Here is a 22553-nt window from a genome sequence, read left to right as displayed (position 1 = left end):
GCTCAGCCTCCGGCCGGCCGGTCCGCCGGCCGTCCGGCCGGATCCACCTCGATCAGCACCTGTTCCGCGAGGCGCTCGCAGCGCCGGGCGGCGTCCGCCGCGTCGGTGCCGCCGGTCAGCACGTACCCGGCGCGGTCCTCGGAACGGAGCACCGGGCCGATCACCTCGCCGACGCCGACCTCGAGCCTGATCACGTCCGGTCCCGCGCCGGTGTCGGGTGTGCGGATCCGCCGGACCGTTCCGGGCGGCGGGGTCAGGAATCGGATGGCGGCGCCGCCGAGGGCGGCCGGCCGTCCCGGTGGCGCGGGGAGCAGCCCGAGCGGGCACCCCACCGTGAGACCGACCAGGTCGACGCCGTGGGCCCGGCGCACTAGTTCGCGGATCTTGTCCCCGCCGATGCGGTTGTGGGACTCGATGATCCGAGGACCGCGCTCGGTGATCTTCAGCTCTGTGTGGGAGGGTCCCTCGCGCAGGCCGACGGCGTCCAGGAACGCCAGCGTCAGCGCCGCGGCCTCCTCCAGCACCGCCGGGGGAAGTGCACTGGGCATGGTGTGCCCGGCCTCCACGAACGAGGGCAGCACCTGCTTGTCGGTGATCGCCACGACGGTGTGCCGCCCTCGGTGGGTGAACCCCTCCACGCTGATCTCCGGCCCGCCGAGGAACTCCTCCGCGACGGGGTCGGTGCCGCCGGCCGTGCCGAACCACCGCCAGGCGGCTTCCGCGTCCCGCGGTTCCGCAACCCGGACCACGGCCTTGCTGGACGAACCGCCGGCCGGTTTGAGGATCACCGGCCCGCCGACCTCCCGGCAGAAGCCGGCGAGGTCGGCGGGGGAGAGGAGGGAACGGCTCCGGACCGGGCTGAGTCCTCGGGCGGCGAGCAGCTCCCGCATCCGCCGCTTGTCCTGGAGCAGGCGGACGGTGTGCAGGGAGTTCCCGGCCACGCCGAGCGCTTCCGCCGCCGCGGCGGCGGGCAGCAGCCCGCGCTCGGTCAGGGACAGCACGCGGACCAGCCGGTACCGCTCGTGGAACGGGGCCAGCGCCGCGAGGACCGCAGCGTCGTCCGCGAGGTCCGCGGCGACCGCGTGATCGGCCGCGTCCGCGGACCGCGGCCGCGGCTCGTCCGCGGCGTGCACGAAGACCGTCCGCACGTCCAGCGCCCGTGCCGCGTCCACCAGTTGCGGGGTACCCGCGACGATCGCGACGACCGGTCCGGAGCCGTCGCTCATGCCGCGGACTCCGGCTGTGGCTCCCCGGACCCGTCCGCGCGCGGCTCGCCGAACCGCTCCGTGAGATAGGCGATGATCTCGCTGTTCTCCCGCAGCCTGCCCGGGATCACGGTCGCCCCGTCGACCAGGGCGGGGATGAACTTGCTGCCGGTCACCCGGATCAGCTCATGCCGTTCGTCGCGCGGCTTGGGGACGTTGACGTTGATGTACGAGATCTGGAGCCGGGTCAGCAGTTCCCGTACGGGCTTGCAGTCGGGGCAGGTCTCCCGCTGGAACAGGACGAGCATCACTTCACCTCTTCGTGGAAGGTACGGACGACTTCACCGACGCCGGTGCCCGGAGTGAAGCGGTGCCCGAGGGCGAGCAGGGACATCTCCAGGGCCCCGACCACCGCGCACAGGTCGAGGGCGTCCGCCGCGCCCACGTGTCCCACCCGGATCAGCTTGCCCTTGAGGTGGGCCTGCCCCCCGGTCATGGTCAGCCCGTACTGCGTGGACAGGGTCTTCAGCAGCCGGGTGGTGTCGACGCCCTCGGGTGCCAGGGCCGAGGTGATGACGTGGCTGCGGCGGTGCGGGGGCCGGATGAACGTGGTGAAGCCCAGTTCCAGCAGGGCTCGTTCGGCCGCCTTGCCCAGGGTGGCGTGCCGCGTCCGGAAGGCGGGCAGTCCTTCCTCGCCGAGCATCCTCAACGACTCGTGCAGGCCGAGCAGCAGGGAGACCGCAGGAGACGAGGAGGACATGGGGTAGAAGTGGCGCAGCCGCTCGAACGACCAGTAGTAGGTCGGGCCGGAGGAACTCCCCACGGCCGTCCACGCCTTGTCCGACAGGGCGACGAAGGCGAGGCCCGGCGGGAGCATGAACCCCTTGTGCGAGGCCGCGAGCACGACGTCCAGGCCCCACTCGTCCATCTCCAGCGGGTGCACCAGCAGTCCGCTGACGGCATCCACCACGACGACCACATCGGTGTCGCGGAACATCCGCCCGATGGCTTCGACGTCGTTCAGGGCGCCGGTCGACGTCTCGCTGTAGACGACGAAGACGCCCCGGATCCCGGGGTGCTGGGCGTACGCCTCGGCCACCCGCTGCGGGTCGGCGCTGGTGCCCCAGTCGCTCTCCACCACGTGCACGGTGAGTCCGTAGTTGCGGCAGATGGCCTGGAAGCGTTCGCCGAAGTAGCCGTTCGAGACGACCAGAACCTCGTTCTCGGCGGAGAAGCAGTTGGCGACGGCCGCCTCCATGGCGCCGGTGCCGGACGCGGCGATGGTGTAGACGGGGCGGGTCGTGCCGAAGAGCGGCGGCAGCCCCTCGTTCACCTCGTGGATCAGCTCTTCCATCTCCGACGAACGGTGATGAACGATCTCCCGGGCCCCGGCCAGCAGGAGCCGCTGGGGTACCTCGGTCGGCCCCGGGGTGGCCAGACGCAGTTTCACCGGTTTTCCTCCTTGGCCGCGCGGGGCGGGTCGATCAGGACTCTTCGGGTGGCCGGCTTCAGGTCGAAGTCGACGAGTACCACACGGTGCGAGGGCGACATGCCCAGTCCGCCGTCGAGGAAGGGCACCAGCACACTCGTGCCGAGCAAGGACGACTTCAGGTGCGAGAAGCCGTTGGGGTCGCCGGTGGTCAACTCGTGCAGGTAGCGGTTGCCGTCGTCCGGTGCCAGCCGCTCCAGGGCCCGCAGCAGGTCCTGCACGGCCCCTGGTTCGTACCGCATGATGGTCAGCCCGACCGTGCTGCCATGGGCGAAGACCCCGGCCAGCCCGTCGCCCGCGCCGTGCTCGCGCAACCGCTCGGTCAGCTCGTCCGTGAGGTCGTAGTGGGAGTTGAGACCGGTGCTGGTGATCGTCAGCTCGATCATGTGGCACTCGCCTCCGCCACGGGCAGCGGGACGTTGTCCGCCGTCAGGTCGCCGGGGCCGGTCAGCTGCCATGCCGGGACCCTCGCCAGGGCGGCCGTGATCCGGCTCCGCCGGTCCGCCTGGGCGGCGCGGGCATCCGTCAGATAGTGGTGCCACCCGGCGTTCGCGCCGTCGAACGCCGACTCCACGTTGGCGTCGAGTGCGGCCGCGAGCGCCTCCGTCACGGGCGGGCAGGCTTCCAGGACCGTGCGGTCACCGGGCCCGATGGACGGGTGGATGATCGCGGAGACGGGCACCCGCACCCCGCGGGGCGCGCTGGGGAAGCGCTCCCGGAACCGGGCCGGGTCCACCGCGAACTTGCCCACCGGCGAGAACGCGTGGCCGGCGTCGGGTGCGTAGCCGTCGGCGATCCCGGCGATCTCCCGCAGACCGGGGTACTTGGCGATGGTGCCGTACCCGAGGTGCGGGTAGTCCGGCCAGCCGGTGGCGAGCACCGAGCCGTCCGCCTGCTCGTGCAGGACGGTCTTGTCGCCGCTCATGATCTGGTAGCCGAACTTCTCTACCAGCTCCAGCAGGAGCGTGCTCTTGCCCGCGCCCTTCGCCCCGGTGATCAGGACGGCGGAGCCGTCGCGATACGCGGCCGTCGCGTGCAGCACGGCCGCCCCGGAGTTCTCCTGGTCCTTGAGCACGAGGTCGCGGATCAGTTCGACGAGGTCCATGGTGCCGTCCGGCCCGATCACCGCGTCGATGGTCCGCGCGGTGCGGTCGAAGGCGAAGCGGGTACCGGTCCTGGTGCACTCCAGGTACTCGCACCCGTGGGCCTCGGCGCGCCGCGCGGGGATGGTGAAGAACTCGCTGGCGCTCTTGCGGACGTAGACGTCCTCCCACGGCGTGCCGGCCGGGGGCGCATGGCGGTCCGACTCCGCCGCCGCGATGCGCACGGTGGCGAGGACGGGGCTCCGGTGTGTGCCGTCGCCGGGCGGTTCGGCGACCAGGTGCGTCCCGAGGAAGTCCAGCGCCCCGCTGATGTCGGCGCCGGGCTCCAGCTCCAGGTCCAGGCGGGTGCCGGCGAAGGCCAGGCTCTGCACGACGGTACCCGTCGTCACGGTCATCGTCCGGCCTCCGCCAGGTCGCGGCCCAGCTCTTCGTACCGGGCCTGCTGCTCCAGCATCTGCGGCACCCGCTGGAGGTCGAAGATCTCCTTCAGCGAGGCCAGACTCTCCTCCACATGGCGGGTGGTCCCGTCCCGCATGATCCTGCCCAGTGTCTCCCGCATGGCACGCAGGGAACTGCGCAGGGCGTGGTTGGCGTAGATGGCCATGGCGAAGCCGCGCTCCTCCAGCTCGCCGACCGTGACGTGGTGATAGGTGGTCGGGACGACGACCACCGGGAGGTCACCGGTGTACGCCTCGCGGAAGGCGAAGACCTCGTCCGGCTCTGAGAGCTTCGAGTGGATCAACAGGGCGTCGGCACCGGCGCGTTCGTAGACCTCGGCTCGGCGCAGCGCCTCGGCCATCCCCTTGCCGGAGATCAACGCTTCCAGGCGTGCGACGACGACGAGGTTCTCCCGGGTCTCCGTGGCAGCCCTGACCTTGCCGGCGAAGTCGCCGAGCGGGGCGAGTTCCTGGTCCCCCTCCACGAAGCTGTTGAGCTTGGGGAACCGCTTGTCCTCGATGCAGACCCCGGCGAGCCCGCGGGACTCGTAGGCGCGCACCATGTGGACGACGTTGTTGACGTTGCCGAATCCGGAGTCGCAGTCCGCGAGCACCGGCAGGTCGACGGCGTTCGCCAGGCCGGCCGCCGCTTCCAGGCACTCGGGCATCGCGAGGATGTTGGCGTCGGGCACGCCGGCCGCGGCGGATATCTCCAAGCCGCTGGACCAGATGACGTCGAACCCGACTTCCTCGGCGAGGCGTGCGCTCAGCGGGTTGTGGGCTCCCATGGCCCGGGCCAGGCCGGGGGACTCGAGGGCGGCGCGCAGCGCCTGCGCCGCACTGGACCGTGCGGACGGTTGACTGGTGGTCATGCGGGGAGTCCTCCACTCATCTCGTGGCACACGCTCTCGATCACATCGTCGAGCACCTTGTGCGGGCGGACGGCGCCGATCCGACGGCCGACCTCCCACGGGTCCAGGCCGTGGCGGGCCGCGGCCTTCTCCAGGCGGCCCTGGTAGTAGTAGTGGTGGTCGTTGACGCCGGCCGCGATCTCGGCGCGGCGCACGGTCATCGGGCGGGGCAGCACCCGTTCGGCCACATACTCGGAGGCCTCGCAGATCGCGGGCAGGTCGGTGTGCGTCTCGTAGGCCGGCCACGCCGTCAGGAAGGCGGCGGCCTGCTCCGTGGCGAGGTTGCCGGCCCCGCGGGCCATGGCGCACAGCGACGCGTCCAGCCAGGTCGCACCGGCCTCCATGGCGGCCAGCGCGTTGGCGGCGGCCAGTCCGAGGTTGTTGTGCGCGTGGATGCCGATCGGGCGGTCCAGCCGGTCGGCGAGGAGCTCGATGCGTTCGCGCACGCTGTCCGGCGTGAGCGAACCGAAGGAGTCGGCCACGTACATCACGTCGGGGAGCTCCGTGCGCACCGTCGCCGCGATGTCGGCCAGTCGCGGAAGGTCGGCATAGCTCACGGCCATGAGGTTGACGGTGGTCCGCAGTCCCAGGGCGCGTGCCGCCCGGACGTACTCGGGCACGCCGTCGATGTTCCAGGGGTACGCGGCTATCCGGACCATGGAGATCGGGCTGTCGGGCAGGTCGTCCATGGCGTCGACGGGGCAGACCGTGGGGACGACCATGACCGCCAACTCGGCGTGGCGGGTGGAGGGCAGTATCGCGAGGAACTCGGGGGTGCAGTGCGCGGTGGGCCCGGCGGTCGAGCTGCTTCGGCTTCCCGAGCCGCCGCGGTACCCCACCTCGATGACGTCGACGCGCGCCGCGTCGAGCCTGCTGACGATGGTCCGCACGTCGGTCGGGGTGAACTGCCAGTCGTTCTGGTTGCCCCCGTCACGCAGGGTGCAGTCGAGTAGTACGGGTTTCACGCGATCCTCCTTCAGGCGTGCGCCGGGACGCCGAGATGCGCTCGGAAGCGGGAGACGAGCTCCTGCGGGGTCAGGGCCACCCGGCGTCCCGCCGCGTGCGTGCGGGGACGGCACCGGACGTGCACCAGTGCGGGGGTGCCGGTGAGGTCGAGGGCCTCCAGTTCCTCGCGGCTGCCCACCGAGTACGCGGCGGCGTATCCGGCGGCGAGGGCCAACGACACCGGGTCGCCGAGCGCCGCCGTCCGCTGTCCGCCGGTGCTCTCGTGGGCCCCGTTGTCCAGGACGAAGTGCACCAGGTCCGGCCGGTGTTCGGCGATCATCGGGAGGCAGCCGAGGTTCATGGCGAAGGAGCCGTCCCCGTCGAGCACCACCACCCGTCGGCCGGCGTCCGCCAGGGCCACGCCGAGGCCGATCGGTGCGGCCATCCCCATGGAGCCGACGAGGTAGAAGTTGTTCTCCCGGTCGTCGATGTTGTAGACGTCCCGGGTGATGTAGCCGCAGGTCGTGACGTACCGCGCGGACGGTTCACGGGCCCGGACGGCTTGGATCGCGTCGCGGATGTCGAGCATGGTCACACGCCTTCCTTGACGATGAGGGCCGCGGTGCGCCGGCCGCCGTCGTACTGCTTGAGGAAGGCGTCGACGGACTGCTGCGGCGCGTCGGGGTCGAGGACCGTCCACGGCAGGTGGAACACATCGAGCAGTCGGGTCAACTCGCGCCCGATGACGGCGTGTTCGACCGCGTCGTTGCCGTCGTGCCCCCGCCAGCTCACCACCAGCGGCAGGTGGACGTCGTAGACGAGCGTGAACGAGGTGAGGACGTTGAGCGAATAGCCCAGGCCGGAGTTCTGCATGAGGACGACGGTCGTGCTGCCGGCCAGTGTCAGCCCCGAGGCGACGCCGACCGCGCTGTCCTCTCTCGGCGCCGGCAGGTAACGGGCGGGGCACTGAGGATCCTCGAGTATCCGGAAAAGCCCCTTGAGCAACGAGCACGGGACACCCGTGAAACTCATGAACCCGTGGTCAAAGAACGATCGCATCACGACCTCGGAGGCGTTGCTTCGCGTGGTGGAACTCACAGATGAAACCCCCGTCTGGTACGCGCTTTTGACGAAAACGGCGCAGGGATTTCTGATCCCTTGAGCTCGATAATCATGTCCTGAACATGAAGCGACCACAAGAGGATCTTGGGGTAAGCAGTCAGGAAAGCGCGCCGAGTAATTCCAGGCATACCACAGGGGCAATCCAGCGATGCGGGATTGCCCTTTCGTGGACGCCGCCTTCGCGGCCGGGGCACTTGTTGAAACCGCCTACGACGGTCAGAGTGTGCGCATGGCCACCTGGATTCCGGCCGAGTGGATGGCCCGGTAGCAGTAGGCCGCACGGCTCACGGTCAGCAGTTCGATGTCGCGTTCCGAGGCCACCTGGGCGGCGTGACAGGCCGCCAGGACCTCCGGTCCCTCGATGCGCATGGTGGTGGACGCCGCGTACAGGCGCCCGGCCGTGACGGCCGCCTCCGGGTCCGCCGCCCCGATCTCCAGGCCGGCCCGTTCGCAGAACGCGGACAGTTTGCTTCCCAGAAACGCATGGCGTTGCCGGCATTCGTCGTCCCAGCACGAACGCATGCTTCCGGCCACCGCGATCGCCACCACCGGAGAGAACAGTTTGAGTGCGCCGTTCAGCGCGGCACTCCGTATGGCGGCGGCGTCCGGAGTGTGCGCTTCAACGATGCGGTAGAGAGCGAAAGGGTCCACCACCGCGCTCTCCGCCAACGGTCGCGCGGAATTTCCCGAAATGGTCATGATTCTCCCGTAGGGGTCCCGGTACTTCAGCGATCGGCCGTGGAGCCCTGGCCATCGACCACCTCCTGACCGTCGGAATCGAGGATCCGCAGAAACCGCGGTACGTCGCCCACCGACGGCAGGGCGCTGAGGGAATCCACGGCGGAGAGCAGGTCCGCCTCCCGGCAGGGCTCGGTGACCAGAACCCAGGTGTCCGGCCCCGCCGTTCGACGCCGCCGCACGGAGCCGACCCGCACCTCGTTGCGGCGCAGCGCGGAGACGATGTCGTCGAGTGACGTGGCGGAACCGTCGACCCGCACCCGGAGGTGGTAGCGGCCGCGCAGCCCTCCCGCGGCACGGGCACGGTCCGCGACGGTGGTGCGGACGGCGGGCTCGTGCTGCCCGAGCAACCTCCGCCGCGCCGCCGTCACCACGTCACCGACGATCGCGCCGGCGGTGGGCGCTCCCCCGGCGCCGGCGCCGCGGAACAGCAGCCGGCCCGCGCTGGCGGCCTCGATGAGCACGGCGTTGTCCGCGCCCTTCACCTCGGCGAGCGGGTGGGTACGAGGCACCATCATGGGCTGGACCCGGACCAGGAACTCGTCCTGCGCGGCCGTCCGCTCCAGCACGGCGACCAACTTGACGACGCAGTCGCAGGCCCGGGCGTCGGCCACGTCCTCCGCCGTCACCCCGGTGATGCCCTCGCGGTACACGTCCGTCGGGGACATCCAGGAGTGGAACGCGAGCGAGCCCAGGATCACGGCTTTGGCCGCAGCGTCGGTTCCCTCCACGTCGGCGGTGGGGTCGGCCTCGGCGTACCCCCGCTCGATGGCCTCGCGCAGCGCCGCGTCCAGGCCGCTCCCGGTCTCCGTCATGCGGTCCAGGACGTAGTTGGTGGTTCCGTTGACGATGCCGACGACACGGGTGACGTCGTCACCGCCGAGCGAGTCGCGCAGCGGACGCAGCAGGGGTATCGCCGCGGCCACCGACGCCTCGTAGAGCAGGTCGACGCCGTGGCGCGCGGCGATCTCGTGGAGGACGGGCCCGTGCTCGGCCACCACTGCCTTGTTAGCACTCACCACCGAGGCGCCGCGCTCCATCGCCGTCACCATCAGCGAGCGGGCCGGCTCGATGCCCCCGAGCAGTTCGACGACGATATCGATGCCATCGCGTTTGACCAGCTCCAGAGGGTCGTTGGTGAGGAGCGCCGGATCGATGCCGAGGTCCCTGGGCCGCTGGAGGTCGCGCACCGCGACGCCGGCGATCTCGACGGGCGCGCCCATGCGGTCGGCCAGCGCGGAACGCCTGTCGTGCAGCAGCCGTACGACCTTCGTGCCGACTACTCCGCAACCGAGTACGGCTACTTTCAGAGGCCGGGTGTTCATGGCGTTGTCCTTTCGACTGCACGACTCCGTTGAATCAGTCGGAACATCTCGGCGAGGGCGACCAACAGCACCGGGAGGAGGAGGAAGTAGCGGAAGAAGGTGAGCGAACCGACCAGCGCGATCAACCCGATCACGGCGCCGCACCAGGCCGCGCTCATCCGTCGCAGCAACCGCACCGCCGCGGCTAGACCGGCCACGTACACCGTGACGAACAGGACGGACGCCGCCGACATCAGCGAGTCGACGCCCACCGGAGCGACCGAGAGCACCAGCATGACCAGGGTGGCGATCGCGGCGAGTACGGCGAGGCTGCGCCGGGGCACCTCGCCGGCCGCGCCGCCCTTGGCGAACCACTTGGGCAGACCTCCGTCCCGTCCCAGCGCGGCGCCGAGCCGGGCTCCGCTGGCGGCGAAGGCGTTCACCGTGCCGAAGGAGAGGAGGATCGCGACGGTCACGGTGACGGCCTGCGTCGCGTCTCCGATGCCGCGCTGCATGAGCATCGTCAGCGGCACCGCCGAACCGTTCATGGCGGGGCCCAGCACGCCGACGCAGGCGAAGGCGAGACCGAGGTACACCACCGCGACGACGCCGACCGAAAGCGCCGTGATCCTGGGCAGCTGACGCCGGGGGTCGGAGAACTCGCCGGACAGGTGGGTGACGGCCTCCCACCCCGCGAAGGAGTAGAAGAGCAGGGTGATCGCCCCGCCCACCGCAAGCCAGCCGTGCGGGGCGAACGGTTCCAGGTTCTCGGCGCGGGTCTGCGGCAGTGCGGTGAAGACCGCGGTCAGCAGGACCAGCATCAGCAGCCCGACCATCGCCAACTGCATCCGCCCGGACATGCGCAGCCCGAACCAGTTGCCGACGTAGGCCACGACGAGGATCACGGCCGCCGACACCATGGCCGTGGCACGGCCGCCGCCGAGCGCACCGGCGACGTACTCGCCACCGATGTAGGAGGCGCAGCAGTTCGCCACGGGCACCGTGAAGTAGAAGCTCCAGCCGACCGGTGTCGCCGCCCGCCTGCCGAAGGCCTTGGTGACGAAGGTGGCGATGCCGCCCCCGTCCGGATATCGCGTTCCCAGCGCCGTGAAGGCACTGGCCACCGGAACGCAGAGCAGCACGATCACCGCCCAGGCGATCAGCGAGGCGGGCCCGGCGACGCGTGCCGCGAGGGCCGGGAGGGCCAGCAGCCCGCCTCCGAGCACCGCACCGACGTAGAGGGCCGTCCCCTCACCGATGCCGATGCCGATGCCGGTACCGGTGCCGTCGTCCTGCCGTAACGGAACGGGCGAGGGGCGGGTGAGCGTGTCGGATCCCGTGCCACCAGGTGTCATGGTCAGCGCCCCGTCCCCGCGTAGACGACCGCCGGAACGGAGCTGTCGAGACCGAAGCTCCGGTGCAACGTCCGCACCGCCTCGTCGAGTTGGTCGGTGGGGCAGAGCGCCGAAACCCTGATCTCCGAGACCGACATCAGGTCCACGCCGATACCGATTCCGGCCAGCGTCCGGCACAGCGTCGCCACCACACCGGGCTCACTGCGGATACCCGCTCCGACCAGCGAGACCTGGCCGACCCCGCCGTCGCACCGCACCGGGCCGTAACCGATGTGGGCGCGGTGCTCCTCCAGGAGTTCCAGGGTCCGCCGGCCGTCTTCTCCCGGGACGGTGAACGCCAACGTGGACCGCGGCGAGGCGCCGATGTTCTGCAACATGTCGAGGGATATACCGGCGGCGGCCATTAACTCGAATATCTGCGCCACCGCAGAAGGATCGGCCGGGACATCCTCCAGAGTAATCTTGCAAATCGACCGGGTGTGGGTCACGCCGGAGACGCAAGAACCTTCCACTGCAGCTTCCTCCACCGAATTTGAAACGAGCGTTCCTGGATGGTCTGTAAAGGAGGAGCGAACGCAGATGTCCACATCATGTCGGCGGGCGTACTCCACGCAGCGTGACATGAGTACCTTCGCTCCGGTGGCTGACATTTCCAGCATCTCCGCGTAGCTGATGGTCTTCAGGAGTCTCGCACTGTCGACGATGCGAGGGTCGGCGGAGAACACGCCGTCGACGTCCGTGTAGATCTCGCAGGTGTCGGCTTTGAGCGCCGCGGCCAGCGCGACCGCCGTCACATCCGAACCGCCACGCCCCAGGGTCGTCGTGTCATGGGTGTCCCTGCTGATCCCCTGGAACCCCGCGACCAGGGCGATCGCCCCCTGATCCAGCACCCGGCGGACCCGGTCGGGTACCACGTCGACGATCCGGGCCCGACCGTGGGCGGCATCGGTGAACACCCCGGCCTGCGTCCCGGAAAGGGAGTGAGCGGTGCCTCCCAGTTCATGGATGGCCATGGCCATCAGCGCGTTGGAGACGCGTTCTCCGGAGGAGAGCAGCATGTCCATCTCGCGGGCCGGCGGTTTGCTGCTCACCTTCTCCGCCAGATCGATCAGGTCATCACTGGTGTCGCCCATGGCCGAGCAGACCACGACGACATCGTGCCCACTTCTCTGCGTCTTCAGTATTCGCTCGGCGACCTTTCTTATGCGGTCGGCATCCTGGAGGGAGGACCCACCGTACTTCTGGACGAGCAGCACTTGCTTTGCTCCATTCGGCATCTTGTCGTTCGTCCATCTGTCGCCGGACCGAACGCACGAAGGCAGGGGCAGCAGAATTTCACTCGGGAGTCACACGGAGAACACCGCGGAGGGCTTCCTGGGGCATGCGGACAACAACGCACACCTGCTCCGGGTGCAGGGTGTTCCGTCACATCGGTGCAGGGTGACGAGACAAGGGCAACGGAAGAGGAGACCGAACCGGGCCGAGCGGCCGGGAGGAATGGTGAAAGGCCCGGGTTCCGGGGGGTGCCTCTATGTCTTTCGTCAAGGCGCCTGGGTTCGGTTTGGGGTGGTTCGGTGTTGCTGGGGTTATGCGGCGAGTTCGACGGCCTTTGGTGTCCGGGGTTCGTAGAAGGTGCCGTCGCGGAGCATGGCGAACAGGACGCTGATGCGTTGCCGGGCGAGGCGGAGGAGGGCCTGGGTGTGGGTTTTGCCGCGTGCTCGCTGGCGGTCGTAGTAGGTGCGGGAGGCGGGGTCGGCGTTCATGCAGGCGAAGGCGGACAGGAACATCGCCCGTTTGAGCTGCCGGTTTCCGCCTCGGGGTGCGTGTTCACCGTGGATGGAGGTGCCCGACTGCTTCGTGGTGGGGGCGAGGCCGGCGTAGGAGGCGAGGTGGGCGGCGGTGGGGAAGCTGGTGCCGTCGCCGACGGTGACCAGCAGGACGGCGGCGGTCCTGACGCCGACGCCGGGCATCGACGTCAGGACCGGGGAAAGAGGGTGAGCCTCCAGCAGGGTGTTGATCTGGGCTTCCATGGTCCGGCGCTGGGTGTGGACGGCGGCGAGCGAGGCGGCCAGGGAGGGGATGACGATGTCGAGGGTGCCGGTGCCGGGGACGACGACGGTCTGTTCGTCGAGTGCGTCGAAGACGTCGTCGATCAGCCGGGTGGCCATGCGGGGGGCTTTCGGGCGGATCAGCTCGACGAGTCTGCGGCGGCCGGCTTTGCGCAGGGCGGACGGGGAGCCGTAGCGCTCCAGGAGCCAGGTGACGGCCTGGTGGTCGAGGCGGGGGCCCAGGACCCGCTCCAGCGATGGGTGGAACTGGGTGAGCAGGCCGCGTATGCGGTTGGAGGTGCGGGTGGCCTCGGCCGCGAGGTCCTGGTCGAAGCCTACGAGCACGGTGAGTTCGGCGGTGATCTCGTCGGTCAGCTCCAGCGAGCGCAGGGTGTGCGGCATGGTGCGGGCCGCGTCCGCGATCACCGCGGCGTCCTTGGCGTCGGTCTTCGCCTCGCCCGGGTAGAGGTCGGCGATCCGGCGCATCGCGAGTCCGGGCAGGTAGGCGACTTGGCAGCCCGCGTCGCGGGCGACGGTCAGGGGCAGGGCTCCGATGGAAGCGGGCTGGTCAACGATCACCAGGACGGTGCCGAACTTCGCGGTGAGTTTGTCGAACACGGCCCGTAGCTTCGGTTCGCTGTTGGGCAGGGGCTTGTCGAAGACCTTCTTCCCGGCCGGGGTGAGTCCGTGCCCGTGGTGGGCGGTCTTGCCGACGTCCAGGCCCAGGAACACGCCCACGCCTTCGATCTCGAACATCGTGCCCTCTCGCAGGTGTTGGCGGTGCCGGCCTCGGCTCGGGTGTCGTGCTCGCGCATCCACGTTATGCAGACCTGCCGCCCGTGAACTGTCCGGCGTTGCGCCGGACCGGACGGTGGCCGGACCTCTGATCAGCGTCTCCGACGAACACCTCCCGGACCCGGTGACACCACCCCCCAGGTCATTCGTTCGACAGGGGGACACAGTCATGCCGGGCCCGGAGGCCAGCGGCCCTCTTGCAGGACCGCGAAAAACATAACGGGGATTCGGGGGTGTGAGGCGGACCGTTCACCGCACACGGTGACGGACCGGAATACCCGCTGGGTACCCGAGGTGAACGGCGGCCCGGTACCGATACCGGGCGCAGTCGGAAAGTCCGCCCGAGCCGTGGGATCGCAGACCGGCGGAGCGCCTCGCCCGTTCTGCGCAAGACGCCATCGGACGCCGCGACCGTCCGTGCTCAGGGAATAGAGAGACCATCGCCGGCGAACGAGGTCTCCCGCCACGAGGTGTAGGTTCGACGCTTCCCCCGTCGACCCGCGAACGAATCATGCATTGAGCTAACACTCCGGGCATGGAAATCTTTTCCTGACAACCAGAGGCTGACGTCGATCCGGCATGGTGTGGGGCGCCGAACACACGAAAGGCAACTGGTATCCGAGCAACGACGTCTTACCGATCACGTACCGAGAATGTGTTACGAGAACGGTATGTTGATACCTGTGAGCTGTCAATTGACCGTTACACCGGCCGAGTTCACGCATTTGGGAGGAGGGGTCAATGGACGGTGTCGACCTTAAGTCCGATCGCCGCCGGCCCGCAATCGACTTCAGGACATGTCATGCCCAACCTCAGTCCACCCGCTGCCCGGGCGCGATCAGCAGGGACGACGGGCGGCAGCGACCCTCCGCAGCAACATGGATCCTCGTGGTCGGTCCGCCCCGGGAGCGGCCGAGGCCCCCGCCTGCAGCACCGCCTCCTCCAGCAGGAGCCGCAGAGCGATGCGCGCGCGAAGGCGAACTGATCTCCGTGGTGCCTCTTTCGAAGAGCCAGCGGGGCGGACGGTGGGCTCTTGGGTGCTCCGGCGGCACGCTGGTGGGCCCGCACCGAGGCCGAGTCGACATTCACCTCCCAGTCGACGCCGCCCTCCGCATCGACCTGGGCTTGGACGTGCTGGCGCACCTCCCAGGCGCCGTCCGCCGACCACGGCGCGTGCCGCTTATGGACCCCCTTCCAGGGGTCGAAGCGTTCAGGTGGCTCGCGCCGGCGCTGAGCCGATGAGTGATCCCGTCGATCACCTGGCGGTGGTCCCGCCACCGGCCGCACCGGTCGTCACTCACCGGCAACAGTGGCCCCAGCACGGCCCACTCGCCGTCAGTCGGATGCCTCCTGCTGAGCATGACCAGAGCAACGAGCTAACTGATCGGAGAGACACGGTCCAGCGGCCCGCCGCTAGGTCCAACGCTGTGACCAGGCGTCTGATGCTCCAGCGCGGCTTCGCGATCTTGGGCCGGACCCGCGTGAGAACTGGGACGGCCACCGCGTGATCGTCCAGGGTTGCGTGGACTCATGACGATCGTGCGGTGGCCGCAGCGGGGACCCTGCCCGCTGGCGGGAGATGTTCGACCAGGTCGTGGCCCGGATGGCGGGCCGGTTCGGTGGGGTCGACCCGCCTACGTCACCGGCCGGGGACGGGTCTTGACCGACCGCCGGCTCCACCTGCCCGAACAACCCCGGTGCTCTGATCCAGGGCGCCGCCACGCCGCCGGGACACCCGAGGGGGTGCAGTTCCAGACCGAACCCCGCCTGGCCCGGGAGATGATCGCCGCCGCGCTGGAGGCCGGGGTAGCGGCACCGTGGGTGCCCGGCGGCGAAGCCCGCGGACAGGACCCGCGGCTCCGTGCCGCCCTGGAGGCACGCGGCACCGGTTACGTGCTGGCCGTCGCCTACTGTGCCCGGGTGCGGATCAACCACGTCCGCGCCCTCGTCCGGGCGGACACCGTCGCCGAACGCCTGCCCACCAGCGCCTGGCAGCGGCAGAGTGCCGGAGCCGGGGCGAAAGGCCCGTGCTACTGCGACTGGGCCTGGATCCCCATCGGCACCGGCAGCCACCGCCACCTGCTGATCCGCCGCAACCACACCACTGGTGAACTGGCCTTCCACCTGTGCTGGCCGCCTGCCGCGGTCGCCCTGGCGGGGCTCGTCCGGGTCGCCGACGTCCGCTGGAGCGTTGAGGAGTGCCTCCGGGCCGCCCAAGGGCCAGGTCGGACTCGATCCCACCAGGTCCGCAACTGGACCTCCTGGCACCGCCACGTCACCCTCGCCACGCTCGCCCCGGCCCTCCCGACCGCCCTCGCAGTCGACGCGGCCCTCGACCGGCCCATCGATCCCCACCACCCCACTCGCGACAGCGACCCGATCACGTTGACCGTCCCCGAGATCCGCCACCTGCCCGCCGTCACCCTCCTCCCACAAGCCGTGACAGCGGCCAGGCTCCTGCACTGGCCCACCCGGTGGCGACAACACCAAGCGACAGCCCGCCGCGGCCGCTACCGACCACGGTCAACTGGCCAACTGGCCAGACAGATCACGAAACCGCACTGGATGCCAACCGCCGCAGATCCACTCGGATCTCCACGCAGAACAGAACGAGGTCAACGCTGAGGTGAGTGCCCGAACCGCTGACGTGGCTCGATGACCGGGGAACCGGCCTCGATCCGCTCACTCAGCCCGACCTCGACCGGTGGTTCGACGAAGACAGCGTCGCAGGGAGGGACGTCGGACCCTTCATCACCTGGGCCGGACGCCGCGGCCCCGCCTCAGATCCGGACGTGCCGTCCCCACGCGTCGCCTACCCAAGGCGTTCACCGAGGAGGAAGAGCGGGTTCAACAACTGCGCTGCCGCCTCCCGGCAGAGGCCCTCCCCGGCATCGTCCGCACCGCCGGGGTCCTGGTACTGCTCCTCGGATTTCCCTGCACGCGGTTTCTCGGACCCACCGTCCACGACGTGATCGTCAGCGGCGGCGCCGTGGAACCCAGCGCCGACGGACACAGCCCGCGCCTGCCGCCCAGAGGTGGTCAGCTGTTGCTTGGGCAGCGGGAAGTAAGCGCGGAGCGCTGGACCGTCAACCAGACAGCCAGCACAACGCCACGGCTCTTCCCCGGTCGGGAACCCGCACGACCCGCCCGGTCCGGACACCTTGGCCCGCTGCTCCGGCGCCACGGCTCCGAAGGCCTCGCCGGCCGCAACAGCGCCCGTCCCGCCCTGGCCTCCGACCCGCAGGCATCCGTCCTCGCCGACCTCACCGGCACGAGCACCAGCAACGCCACACGGTGGACCGCATACGCGAAGCGGGGCCGGTTCGACCACATCGCCTGTCGCAGGCAAACCTGATCCCCGTCCTGGGCCACCGAGGGCCACCGTGGCCGCCACGAACCCGCCGTTCGCCGAGCGGGACGAGATCCCCCGCCGATCCCAGGCTCCGCGCGGCCGTCGCCGACCGCGTCACCTTCTTCCGGACCGGCGCAGAGTCCTACCGCTACCGGGCCACCGAGGTCGAACGCGTGAACCCGTCCTGACACGCGGTCCGGACTGCAGCCACGGAGGTCGGCAGTGACAGGTGACCAAGTCACCGGGGCGATGGGGCGGGTCAGGCCCAGCGAGTGAGGTCGTAGACCGCCTCGCGGACGGGGTCCCCGGTGCCGGGGACCTTGTGGACGGCGGGGGAAGCGGGATCATCGGGGCGGAGAAGGGCCGTGAGTTTGGCGGAGGCCCACCAGCCCACGATGCGCGGCCGTCCGGTCCCCCCATCCCGTACGGCGAGGTCGACACCGATCACCCGGTTCTGGTGGGACAGGTAGACGCGCAGAGTGTCGGAGGTACGCAGGTCGAAGCCCACCATGCGGTACAGGCCTGGCGCGGCGGACGCGGGGGTCCCGTGCCACAGCGCGTCGCCGCACAGATCGCCGACGACGTAGTCCGCTCCGTCCTCCAGCGTGACCTCCGGCTCGTCCGGGAAACCCTCCTTCCCCAGGACGGCGGCGGCGTCCACCACCGCCACGCCGTCATCGCCGTACGCGAGCGGACTTTCGGTTCCGGAGAGGAGGCGGGTGATACGGCGCAGGGCTCCGACGTACCACCACCAGCCGCGATCCTCCGCGGTACTCGCCGGTAACGGAAGGTCGACCAGGAGGGAGCCGACGGGCTCGGCCGGATGGCCGGGGCCGTTCAGCCGGACCCTGAAGACAGGGTCCCCGAGGGGATGTGCGCCGTAGACGTACCAAGCCGTTCCCGACAGCGGGACCCCGATGAACCGGCGCAGCGCCAGCAGAACGCGGGAGGAGAGATTTTCCATGACGCAAGGCTCCCTCCTCCAGTGTCCGCCGGCACTGCGTCCGGTCAGATCCGGTTCACCCGGCCAGGGCACAGCGTCTGCCCGCGGCAGAAGACGGTGATGGTCCCGATGGGGCGTCCACCGGGTGTCCGGACGCCTCCCGGCCCGCGCTCACCGCGTTCGGCAACGCTGGTGATGGTCGCGCGGACGCTTCCTCCGCCGGTGATGACTCCGTCGTACTCCCAAGGGTTTCCGCTTCCCCGGCCGGCACGGCCGCTGTAGGGGGCGGTGAGGCCTTCCTGCTGCGCATGTTGTGCTTGTTGGCGGCGTGCCGGGCGCCGAAGTCGTTGGTGCCCTCTCGGGCGGGGGTGCCGTTGCGGCCCCGGCCGAGGGAGGAGTAGTTGACGCGACGCCACGGTAGGGACGGGTCCGGCGAGGGAGACGCGACCGCCGTCCTCCTGGGTCTGCCCGGGCAGCGGCACCCCTTCGGCGAGGGCGCGTTCCGCCCCGAAGACGCGAACGTGCTCATCGTTGGAGTACACCTGTAAGCCGGTACCGGGACCGATCGCGTCGCGACCGGGTCAGACTGCCGCCGCGTTCGCGAAAGTGGTCAGGACCGCGACGGCGGCAGCCATGGCGCAGGCCGCCGTCAGCACTCTCGTTCTACTCGTGGTACGCGTGATCGAAATCCCTCTACCTCTCTACGCCCCCGGTCCGCCGGATCGGTCCGGGCGGCGCAGGGAATCCTCACGCCACTGACTCTCCCAGTCACCCATCGATCACCTTGCTGGCCGTGGCTCTCCGCCCGGAACCGGGATACGAACCGCGCAGAGCCCGTACTTGCCACAAGCAGCGTCCCGGCCCTGAACGATCCGGAACACGCTGGACTCCACGGGCCCCTCCCCTGATCGGCTCGACCCAGTCCCCCGCTCGTGCAACCGGGTCAACGGAGTGCTCGGCGCCGTTGAGCAGCATGGTGAGAGGAGCCGCGGACCTTCTGATCGGAGTGCCCCGTACGAACCGAACCCGGAAACCCGTCCTGACACGCGGACCGGGCCCTTCCACTTCGCGCATGCCGGGGACACGGGTCAGCAAGGCCCGGGGCGGTCAAGCCATCTCCCCGCACGCCTTCATCACCGCAGACGCTCCGGGACACGACCCGGGGCCCACTGACGTCGCCCCACAGGTGACTCTCACTTTCGCCGCCGATCACGGACCTGTGCCGTGGTCCGTTTCTTCCACGGATGGGCCCGCGCGGCTCCCGGACTCACCGCCTCAGTGACCCCCGTTCATCCCGCCGGAAACAGGCATACGGCACCTGCAGAACGAGGGCACTCCGTCAATACGGTACGGTTCCCGTCCGCCCGGTCCCGCGCCGCCCTCGTCCGCCCTGGCAGCGTCGCCTCCGTCCGCGCTGCCCGGGCCGCCTCCCTCCGCCACCCCGCCTCCGCCTCCGCCTCCGCCACCCCGCGCCGTCCGGCCGCACCCGGCCTCGGCACCGGTCCCGGCGTGCTCCCATCACCCGAGACTCGCCCCGCGCCCGCCGCGCCGGTCCCGTCGACCGCCGCTTCGTCCCGTCCGGGCGCGGAGTCGCGGCCGGCGGCCGCACCGGGGACACCGCCGCCCCGACGTGAACCGGCCGGGCGCCCGCTCCTGGCAGAATCGACGGTGGCGGGCGCCGCCCGCCGCCGGACCGCAGCGCGCCCGGCCCACCGACAGGCAGGGACGACAGGACCCGTGAGCACGCACCGCGACACCCGTCGCGCCGCGGAACGCGGCCCCCTCCCGCGCGCCGTCGGCAGCCGCGGGCGGCGCTCCCACCCGGCCGCTCCCCGGGTCCCCACGGTCGGCATCGACATCGGCGGCACGAAGGTGCTGGCGGGGGTCGTCGACGCGGACGGCTCCGTCCTGGAGAAGATCCGCGTCGAGACGCCCGACAAGTCCAAGAGCCCCGGGGTCGTCGAGGACACCATCGTCGAACTCGTCCTGGACCTGTCCGACCGGCACGACGTCCACGCCGTCGGCATCGGCGCCGCCGGCTGGGTCGACGCCGACCGCAGCCGAATCCTCTTCGCCCCGCACCTGGCTTGGCGCAACGAACCCCTGCGCGACTCCCTCCAGGCCCGGCTCCCCGTCCCCGTGGTGATCGACAACGACGCCAACGCCGCCGCCTGGGCCGAGTGGCGCTTCGGCGCCGGCCGCGGCGAGAACCACCTCGTCATGATCACCCTCGGCACCGGAATCGGCGGCGGCGTCCTGGAGGACGGCCGTCTCAAGCGCGGCGAGTACGGCGTCGCCGGCGAGTTCGGCCACATGCGGGTCGTCCCCGGCGGCCACCGCTGCCCGTGCGGCAACCGCGGCTGCTGGGAGCAGTACAGCTCCGGCAACGCCCTGGTCCGCGAGGCCCGCGAGCTCGCCGCCGCCGACTCGCCGGTCGCCCACGCCCTCATCGAACGCGTCCGGGGTGACATCCCCGACATCACCGGCCCCCTCGTCACCGAGCTGGCCCGCGAGGGCGACGCCATGTGCGTCGAGCTGCTCCAGGACGTCGGCCAGTGGCTCGGCATCGGCCTCGCCTCCCTCGCCGCCGCCCTCGACCCGTCCTGCTTCGTCGTCGGCGGCGGGGTCAGCGCCGCCGACGACCTGCTCATCGACCCTGCCAGGGACGCCTTCCGCCGCCACCTCACCGGCCGCGGCTACCGCCCCGAGGCCCGCATCGTCAAGGCGGAGCTGGGTCCCGAGGCGGGCATGGTCGGGGCCGCCGACCTCGCCCGGCTGGTCGCCCGCCGCTTCCGCCGCGCCAACCGGCGCCGCGTCGAGCGCTACGAGCGGTACGAGAGGTACGCGCGGGCCCTCCGCGCCGGCGGCGCCCGCGGCCCCGGGAACACCACCGAGGAACCAGGAGCATGAACCCCATCGAGAACCGCAACGGCACCGCCCCGACCGCGCCCGCCCCGGCCCGGACCGCTCCCGGCCCGGCGGGCGAGACCCGTGCCCAGACGGTCCGCCGCCGCTGGTTCACCGCCCTCGTCATCATCCTGCTCATCGGCATCCCCGCCGGCTACCTGGCGGTCTCCGCCGAGCAGAGCCGCTCCAGCGGTCGCGACAAGGCGGCCGAGTCCTCCGCCAGCGGCCTCCGGGACAGCTGGCCGTCCAAGATGAAGCGCCGGATCTTCGAGGTGCCGATCCCGGCCCAGTCCCGGGACGTGGCCTACTTCGAGACCAGCAACTGGAAGTCGAGCCGGCTGTACGTCCAGTTCACCACCACCGGCCCAGGGCTCGACGCGTTCCTCCGCGACAGCGGCACCGGCCGCGCCGAGCTCGAAGCCGGCCGCGTCACCGTCGACCGCCGCGACGCCGGTGTCGTCGGCTGGACGTTCCCGCCCGACCGCCGCTGGTCCGGCACCACCCACCGCCGGGACCGGCCCCGGCCGACCCGGGACATCACCGTCGACCTGACCGACCCCGAGGCTCCCCGCGTGTACGTCGTCTCCACGGCGAGCCTCTGACCTCGGGGCGGCTCCCCCCTGACCTCGGGGCGGGCGGACCTCCGGCGCCAGGCCGCGCCTTCCGGTCCGGGACGCGCCCGCGACCCGGGGCCGCGCGGCGGTCCGGCACCGACCCGCTCTCCACCGCACCGGCCGCCGTCCCCGCGACCGGCACCCGCCCCTCCCCGTGAACCCGAAACACCGCCCCGAACCGGGAGGAAACCCCGGAACGCCGCCTGATGCGGCAAGCTCGGGCCATGTACTCCTCCAATCCCACCGCCCAGCCGTCCAGCCTCCCCCGTCCCCCCGGGCGTCGTACCCGACCGGGTGCCCTGCGAACGGGAACGGGAGGCCCGCGCCCTCCTGTCCCGGGACGGAGCCGTCGTCCTCACCGGCTACGAGAACACCGCCGACGCCCTCGCGGCCGCCGCGGCCCGCACCCTCGGCAGCCGCCTGCGCGAGCTGTACCCGCACCGCGTGCGCACCTCGCGGGAGGGTGCCCCCGTCCACCTGCACGCCGACGGCCTCGACCTCGTCGTCGACGTCGGCGGCGTACCCGGCAGGCGGCGCCACCCCGACGAGGACCACGTCCTGATCCAGTGCGTCCGGCCCGCCCCCTCGGGAGGCGACTCCTTCGCGGCCGACGCGTACGGCTTCGTCGACGGCCTGGCGTCGACCGACCCCGCCCTCCTGGACTTCCTCACCGGCACCGACGTCGACCTGTACGGCGAGTGGGCCGGGCTGCGCGGACTTCCCGCCGCCCCGCGTGTCGCCCGGCACGTCGAGTACACCCGCACCGGCCGCCGTATCGCCCGCCGCACCGACGGGGCCGCCCCCCTGCACCGTGACCCGGACGCCGACCGGGTACGCGCCATGCTGGCCCGTTTCGAGGAGTCCGTGCACGCCCTCGAACCGGCCCTGCCGCGCTTCGGGCTCGCCGAGGGCGACATCCTCGTACTCGACAACTACCGCTGCTGGCACGGGCGCGACGCGCACACCGGTGAGCGCACCGTGCGCATCCTCACCCTGCGAACGGCCGACGCCCGCTGAGGACGGCCCCGCCGCGGCGGCGCGAACCCGCGCCCCGCTCGGGAGGAAGGAGCGCGGCGGCACACGCTAAGCTGCAAGCGCCTCGTGGGGGAAGTCCGGTCGAAGTCCGGCGCTGACCCGCAACGGTAGGCGGGGTCCCGCACGGGATCCCGCGAGCCCGATTACCCGCGGTGGTGAAGCTCCTGTCAATCGCCGTGGACTGCGAGAGGTGCTGCGCGCGGCGCCCGGCGCCCGGGCCCGCTCCTTCGATCACGCAGGCGCACGGCCC

20 protein-coding genes are annotated in these 22553 nt (G+C 70.9%); 5 read left to right on the top strand and 15 right to left on the bottom strand.

What is annotated here, in order from left to right:
- Positions 1-2: 2 nt before the first annotated feature.
- The 14 genes from LUW75_RS02825 to LUW75_RS02760 all read right to left on the bottom strand — a co-directional run bounded on the left by LUW75_RS02825 (position 3) and on the right by LUW75_RS02760 (position 13413).
- Complete coding sequence (locus LUW75_RS02825; RefSeq protein WP_250334210.1) at positions 3-1226, bottom strand: ATP-grasp domain-containing protein; 1224 nt, start codon at positions 1224-1226, stop codon at positions 3-5.
- Positions 1223-1513, bottom strand: a complete 291-nt coding sequence (locus LUW75_RS02820; RefSeq protein WP_250334209.1) for a glutaredoxin domain-containing protein — start codon at positions 1511-1513, stop codon at positions 1223-1225. Before LUW75_RS02820 ends, LUW75_RS02825 begins: the two co-directional genes overlap by 4 nt.
- Positions 1513-2655: a pyridoxal-phosphate-dependent aminotransferase family protein gene (locus tag LUW75_RS02815; RefSeq protein WP_250334208.1), complete on the bottom strand. Its 1143-nt coding sequence runs from the start codon at positions 2653-2655 to the stop codon at positions 1513-1515. The genes LUW75_RS02820 and LUW75_RS02815 overlap by 1 nt, the downstream gene beginning before the upstream one ends.
- Entirely contained in the window at positions 2652-3080 is a 429-nt protein-coding gene (locus LUW75_RS02810; RefSeq protein ID WP_250334207.1) for a YjbQ family protein, read from the bottom strand. The genes LUW75_RS02815 and LUW75_RS02810 overlap by 4 nt, the downstream gene beginning before the upstream one ends.
- A complete protein-coding gene (locus LUW75_RS02805; RefSeq protein ID WP_250334206.1) occupies positions 3077-4192 on the bottom strand; it encodes a phosphoenolpyruvate carboxykinase (ATP) in 1116 nt (371 codons plus the stop codon). The genes LUW75_RS02810 and LUW75_RS02805 overlap by 4 nt, the downstream gene beginning before the upstream one ends.
- A complete protein-coding gene (locus tag LUW75_RS02800) occupies positions 4189-5106 on the bottom strand; it encodes an isocitrate lyase/phosphoenolpyruvate mutase family protein (protein WP_250334205.1) in 918 nt (305 codons plus the stop codon). The genes LUW75_RS02805 and LUW75_RS02800 overlap by 4 nt, the downstream gene beginning before the upstream one ends.
- Positions 5103-6110, bottom strand: a complete 1008-nt coding sequence (locus LUW75_RS02795; RefSeq protein ID WP_250334204.1) for a beta/alpha barrel domain-containing protein — start codon at positions 6108-6110, stop codon at positions 5103-5105. The genes LUW75_RS02800 and LUW75_RS02795 overlap by 4 nt, the downstream gene beginning before the upstream one ends.
- 11 nt (positions 6111-6121) lie before the next feature.
- Positions 6122-6679, bottom strand: a complete 558-nt coding sequence (locus LUW75_RS02790; protein ID WP_250337523.1) for a thiamine pyrophosphate-dependent enzyme — start codon at positions 6677-6679, stop codon at positions 6122-6124.
- A 2-nt stretch (positions 6680-6681) separates the two neighbouring features.
- Complete coding sequence (locus LUW75_RS02785; protein ID WP_250334203.1) at positions 6682-7122, bottom strand: hypothetical protein; 441 nt, start codon at positions 7120-7122, stop codon at positions 6682-6684.
- Positions 7123-7428: 306 nt separating this feature from the next.
- The gene (locus LUW75_RS02780; protein WP_250334202.1) at positions 7429-7911 is read right to left on the bottom strand and encodes a hypothetical protein; all 483 of its coding nucleotides are present in this window, start codon (positions 7909-7911) and stop codon (positions 7429-7431) included.
- Between the two features lie 26 nt (positions 7912-7937).
- A complete protein-coding gene (locus LUW75_RS02775) occupies positions 7938-9275 on the bottom strand; it encodes a homoserine dehydrogenase (RefSeq protein WP_250334201.1) in 1338 nt (445 codons plus the stop codon).
- Entirely contained in the window at positions 9272-10609 is a 1338-nt protein-coding gene (locus tag LUW75_RS02770) for an APC family permease (RefSeq protein ID WP_250334200.1), read from the bottom strand. The genes LUW75_RS02775 and LUW75_RS02770 overlap by 4 nt, the downstream gene beginning before the upstream one ends.
- 2 nt (positions 10610-10611) lie before the next feature.
- Positions 10612-11865 carry an aspartate kinase gene (locus tag LUW75_RS02765; RefSeq protein WP_250334199.1) on the bottom strand — a complete coding sequence of 418 codons (1254 nt, stop codon included), beginning with the start codon at positions 11863-11865 and terminating at the stop codon, positions 10612-10614.
- Between the two features lie 330 nt (positions 11866-12195).
- Positions 12196-13413 carry an IS110 family RNA-guided transposase gene (locus LUW75_RS02760; RefSeq protein WP_250334198.1) on the bottom strand — a complete coding sequence of 406 codons (1218 nt, stop codon included), beginning with the start codon at positions 13411-13413 and terminating at the stop codon, positions 12196-12198.
- 1569 nt (positions 13414-14982) lie between these two features.
- Here LUW75_RS02760 and LUW75_RS02750 point away from each other — a divergent pair.
- Positions 14983-16077, top strand: a complete 1095-nt coding sequence (locus tag LUW75_RS02750; protein WP_250334197.1) for an IS701 family transposase — start codon at positions 14983-14985, stop codon at positions 16075-16077.
- A gap of 343 nt (positions 16078-16420) precedes the next feature.
- Positions 16421-16807: a hypothetical protein gene (locus LUW75_RS02745; protein WP_250334196.1), complete on the top strand. Its 387-nt coding sequence runs from the start codon at positions 16421-16423 to the stop codon at positions 16805-16807.
- A 256-nt stretch (positions 16808-17063) separates the two neighbouring features.
- Here LUW75_RS02745 and LUW75_RS02740 read toward each other — a convergent pair whose 3' ends face one another.
- The gene (locus LUW75_RS02740; RefSeq protein WP_250334195.1) at positions 17064-17768 is read right to left on the bottom strand and encodes a hypothetical protein; all 705 of its coding nucleotides are present in this window, start codon (positions 17766-17768) and stop codon (positions 17064-17066) included.
- Positions 17769-19484: 1716 nt separating this feature from the next.
- Between LUW75_RS02740 and LUW75_RS02735 the strand changes: the two genes are divergently transcribed.
- The 3 genes from LUW75_RS02735 (at position 19485) to LUW75_RS02725 (ending at position 22285) form a co-directional block, all read left to right on the top strand.
- On the top strand, positions 19485-20657 hold the full coding sequence (locus LUW75_RS02735; RefSeq protein WP_250334194.1) for an ROK family glucokinase: 1173 nt from the start codon (positions 19485-19487) through the stop codon (positions 20655-20657).
- Complete coding sequence (locus LUW75_RS02730; protein WP_250334193.1) at positions 20654-21256, top strand: hypothetical protein; 603 nt, start codon at positions 20654-20656, stop codon at positions 21254-21256. Before LUW75_RS02735 ends, LUW75_RS02730 begins: the two co-directional genes overlap by 4 nt.
- Before the next feature lie 306 nt (positions 21257-21562).
- The gene (locus tag LUW75_RS02725; protein ID WP_250334192.1) at positions 21563-22285 is read left to right on the top strand and encodes a TauD/TfdA family dioxygenase; all 723 of its coding nucleotides are present in this window, start codon (positions 21563-21565) and stop codon (positions 22283-22285) included.
- The last annotated feature ends 268 nt before the right edge of the window (positions 22286-22553 follow it).

It is taken from the genome of Streptomyces sp. MRC013, assembly GCF_023614235.1.
Taxonomy (GTDB): Bacteria; Actinomycetota; Actinomycetes; order Streptomycetales; family Streptomycetaceae; genus Streptomyces.
This window is presented reverse-complemented; position numbering and strand designations above follow the sequence as displayed.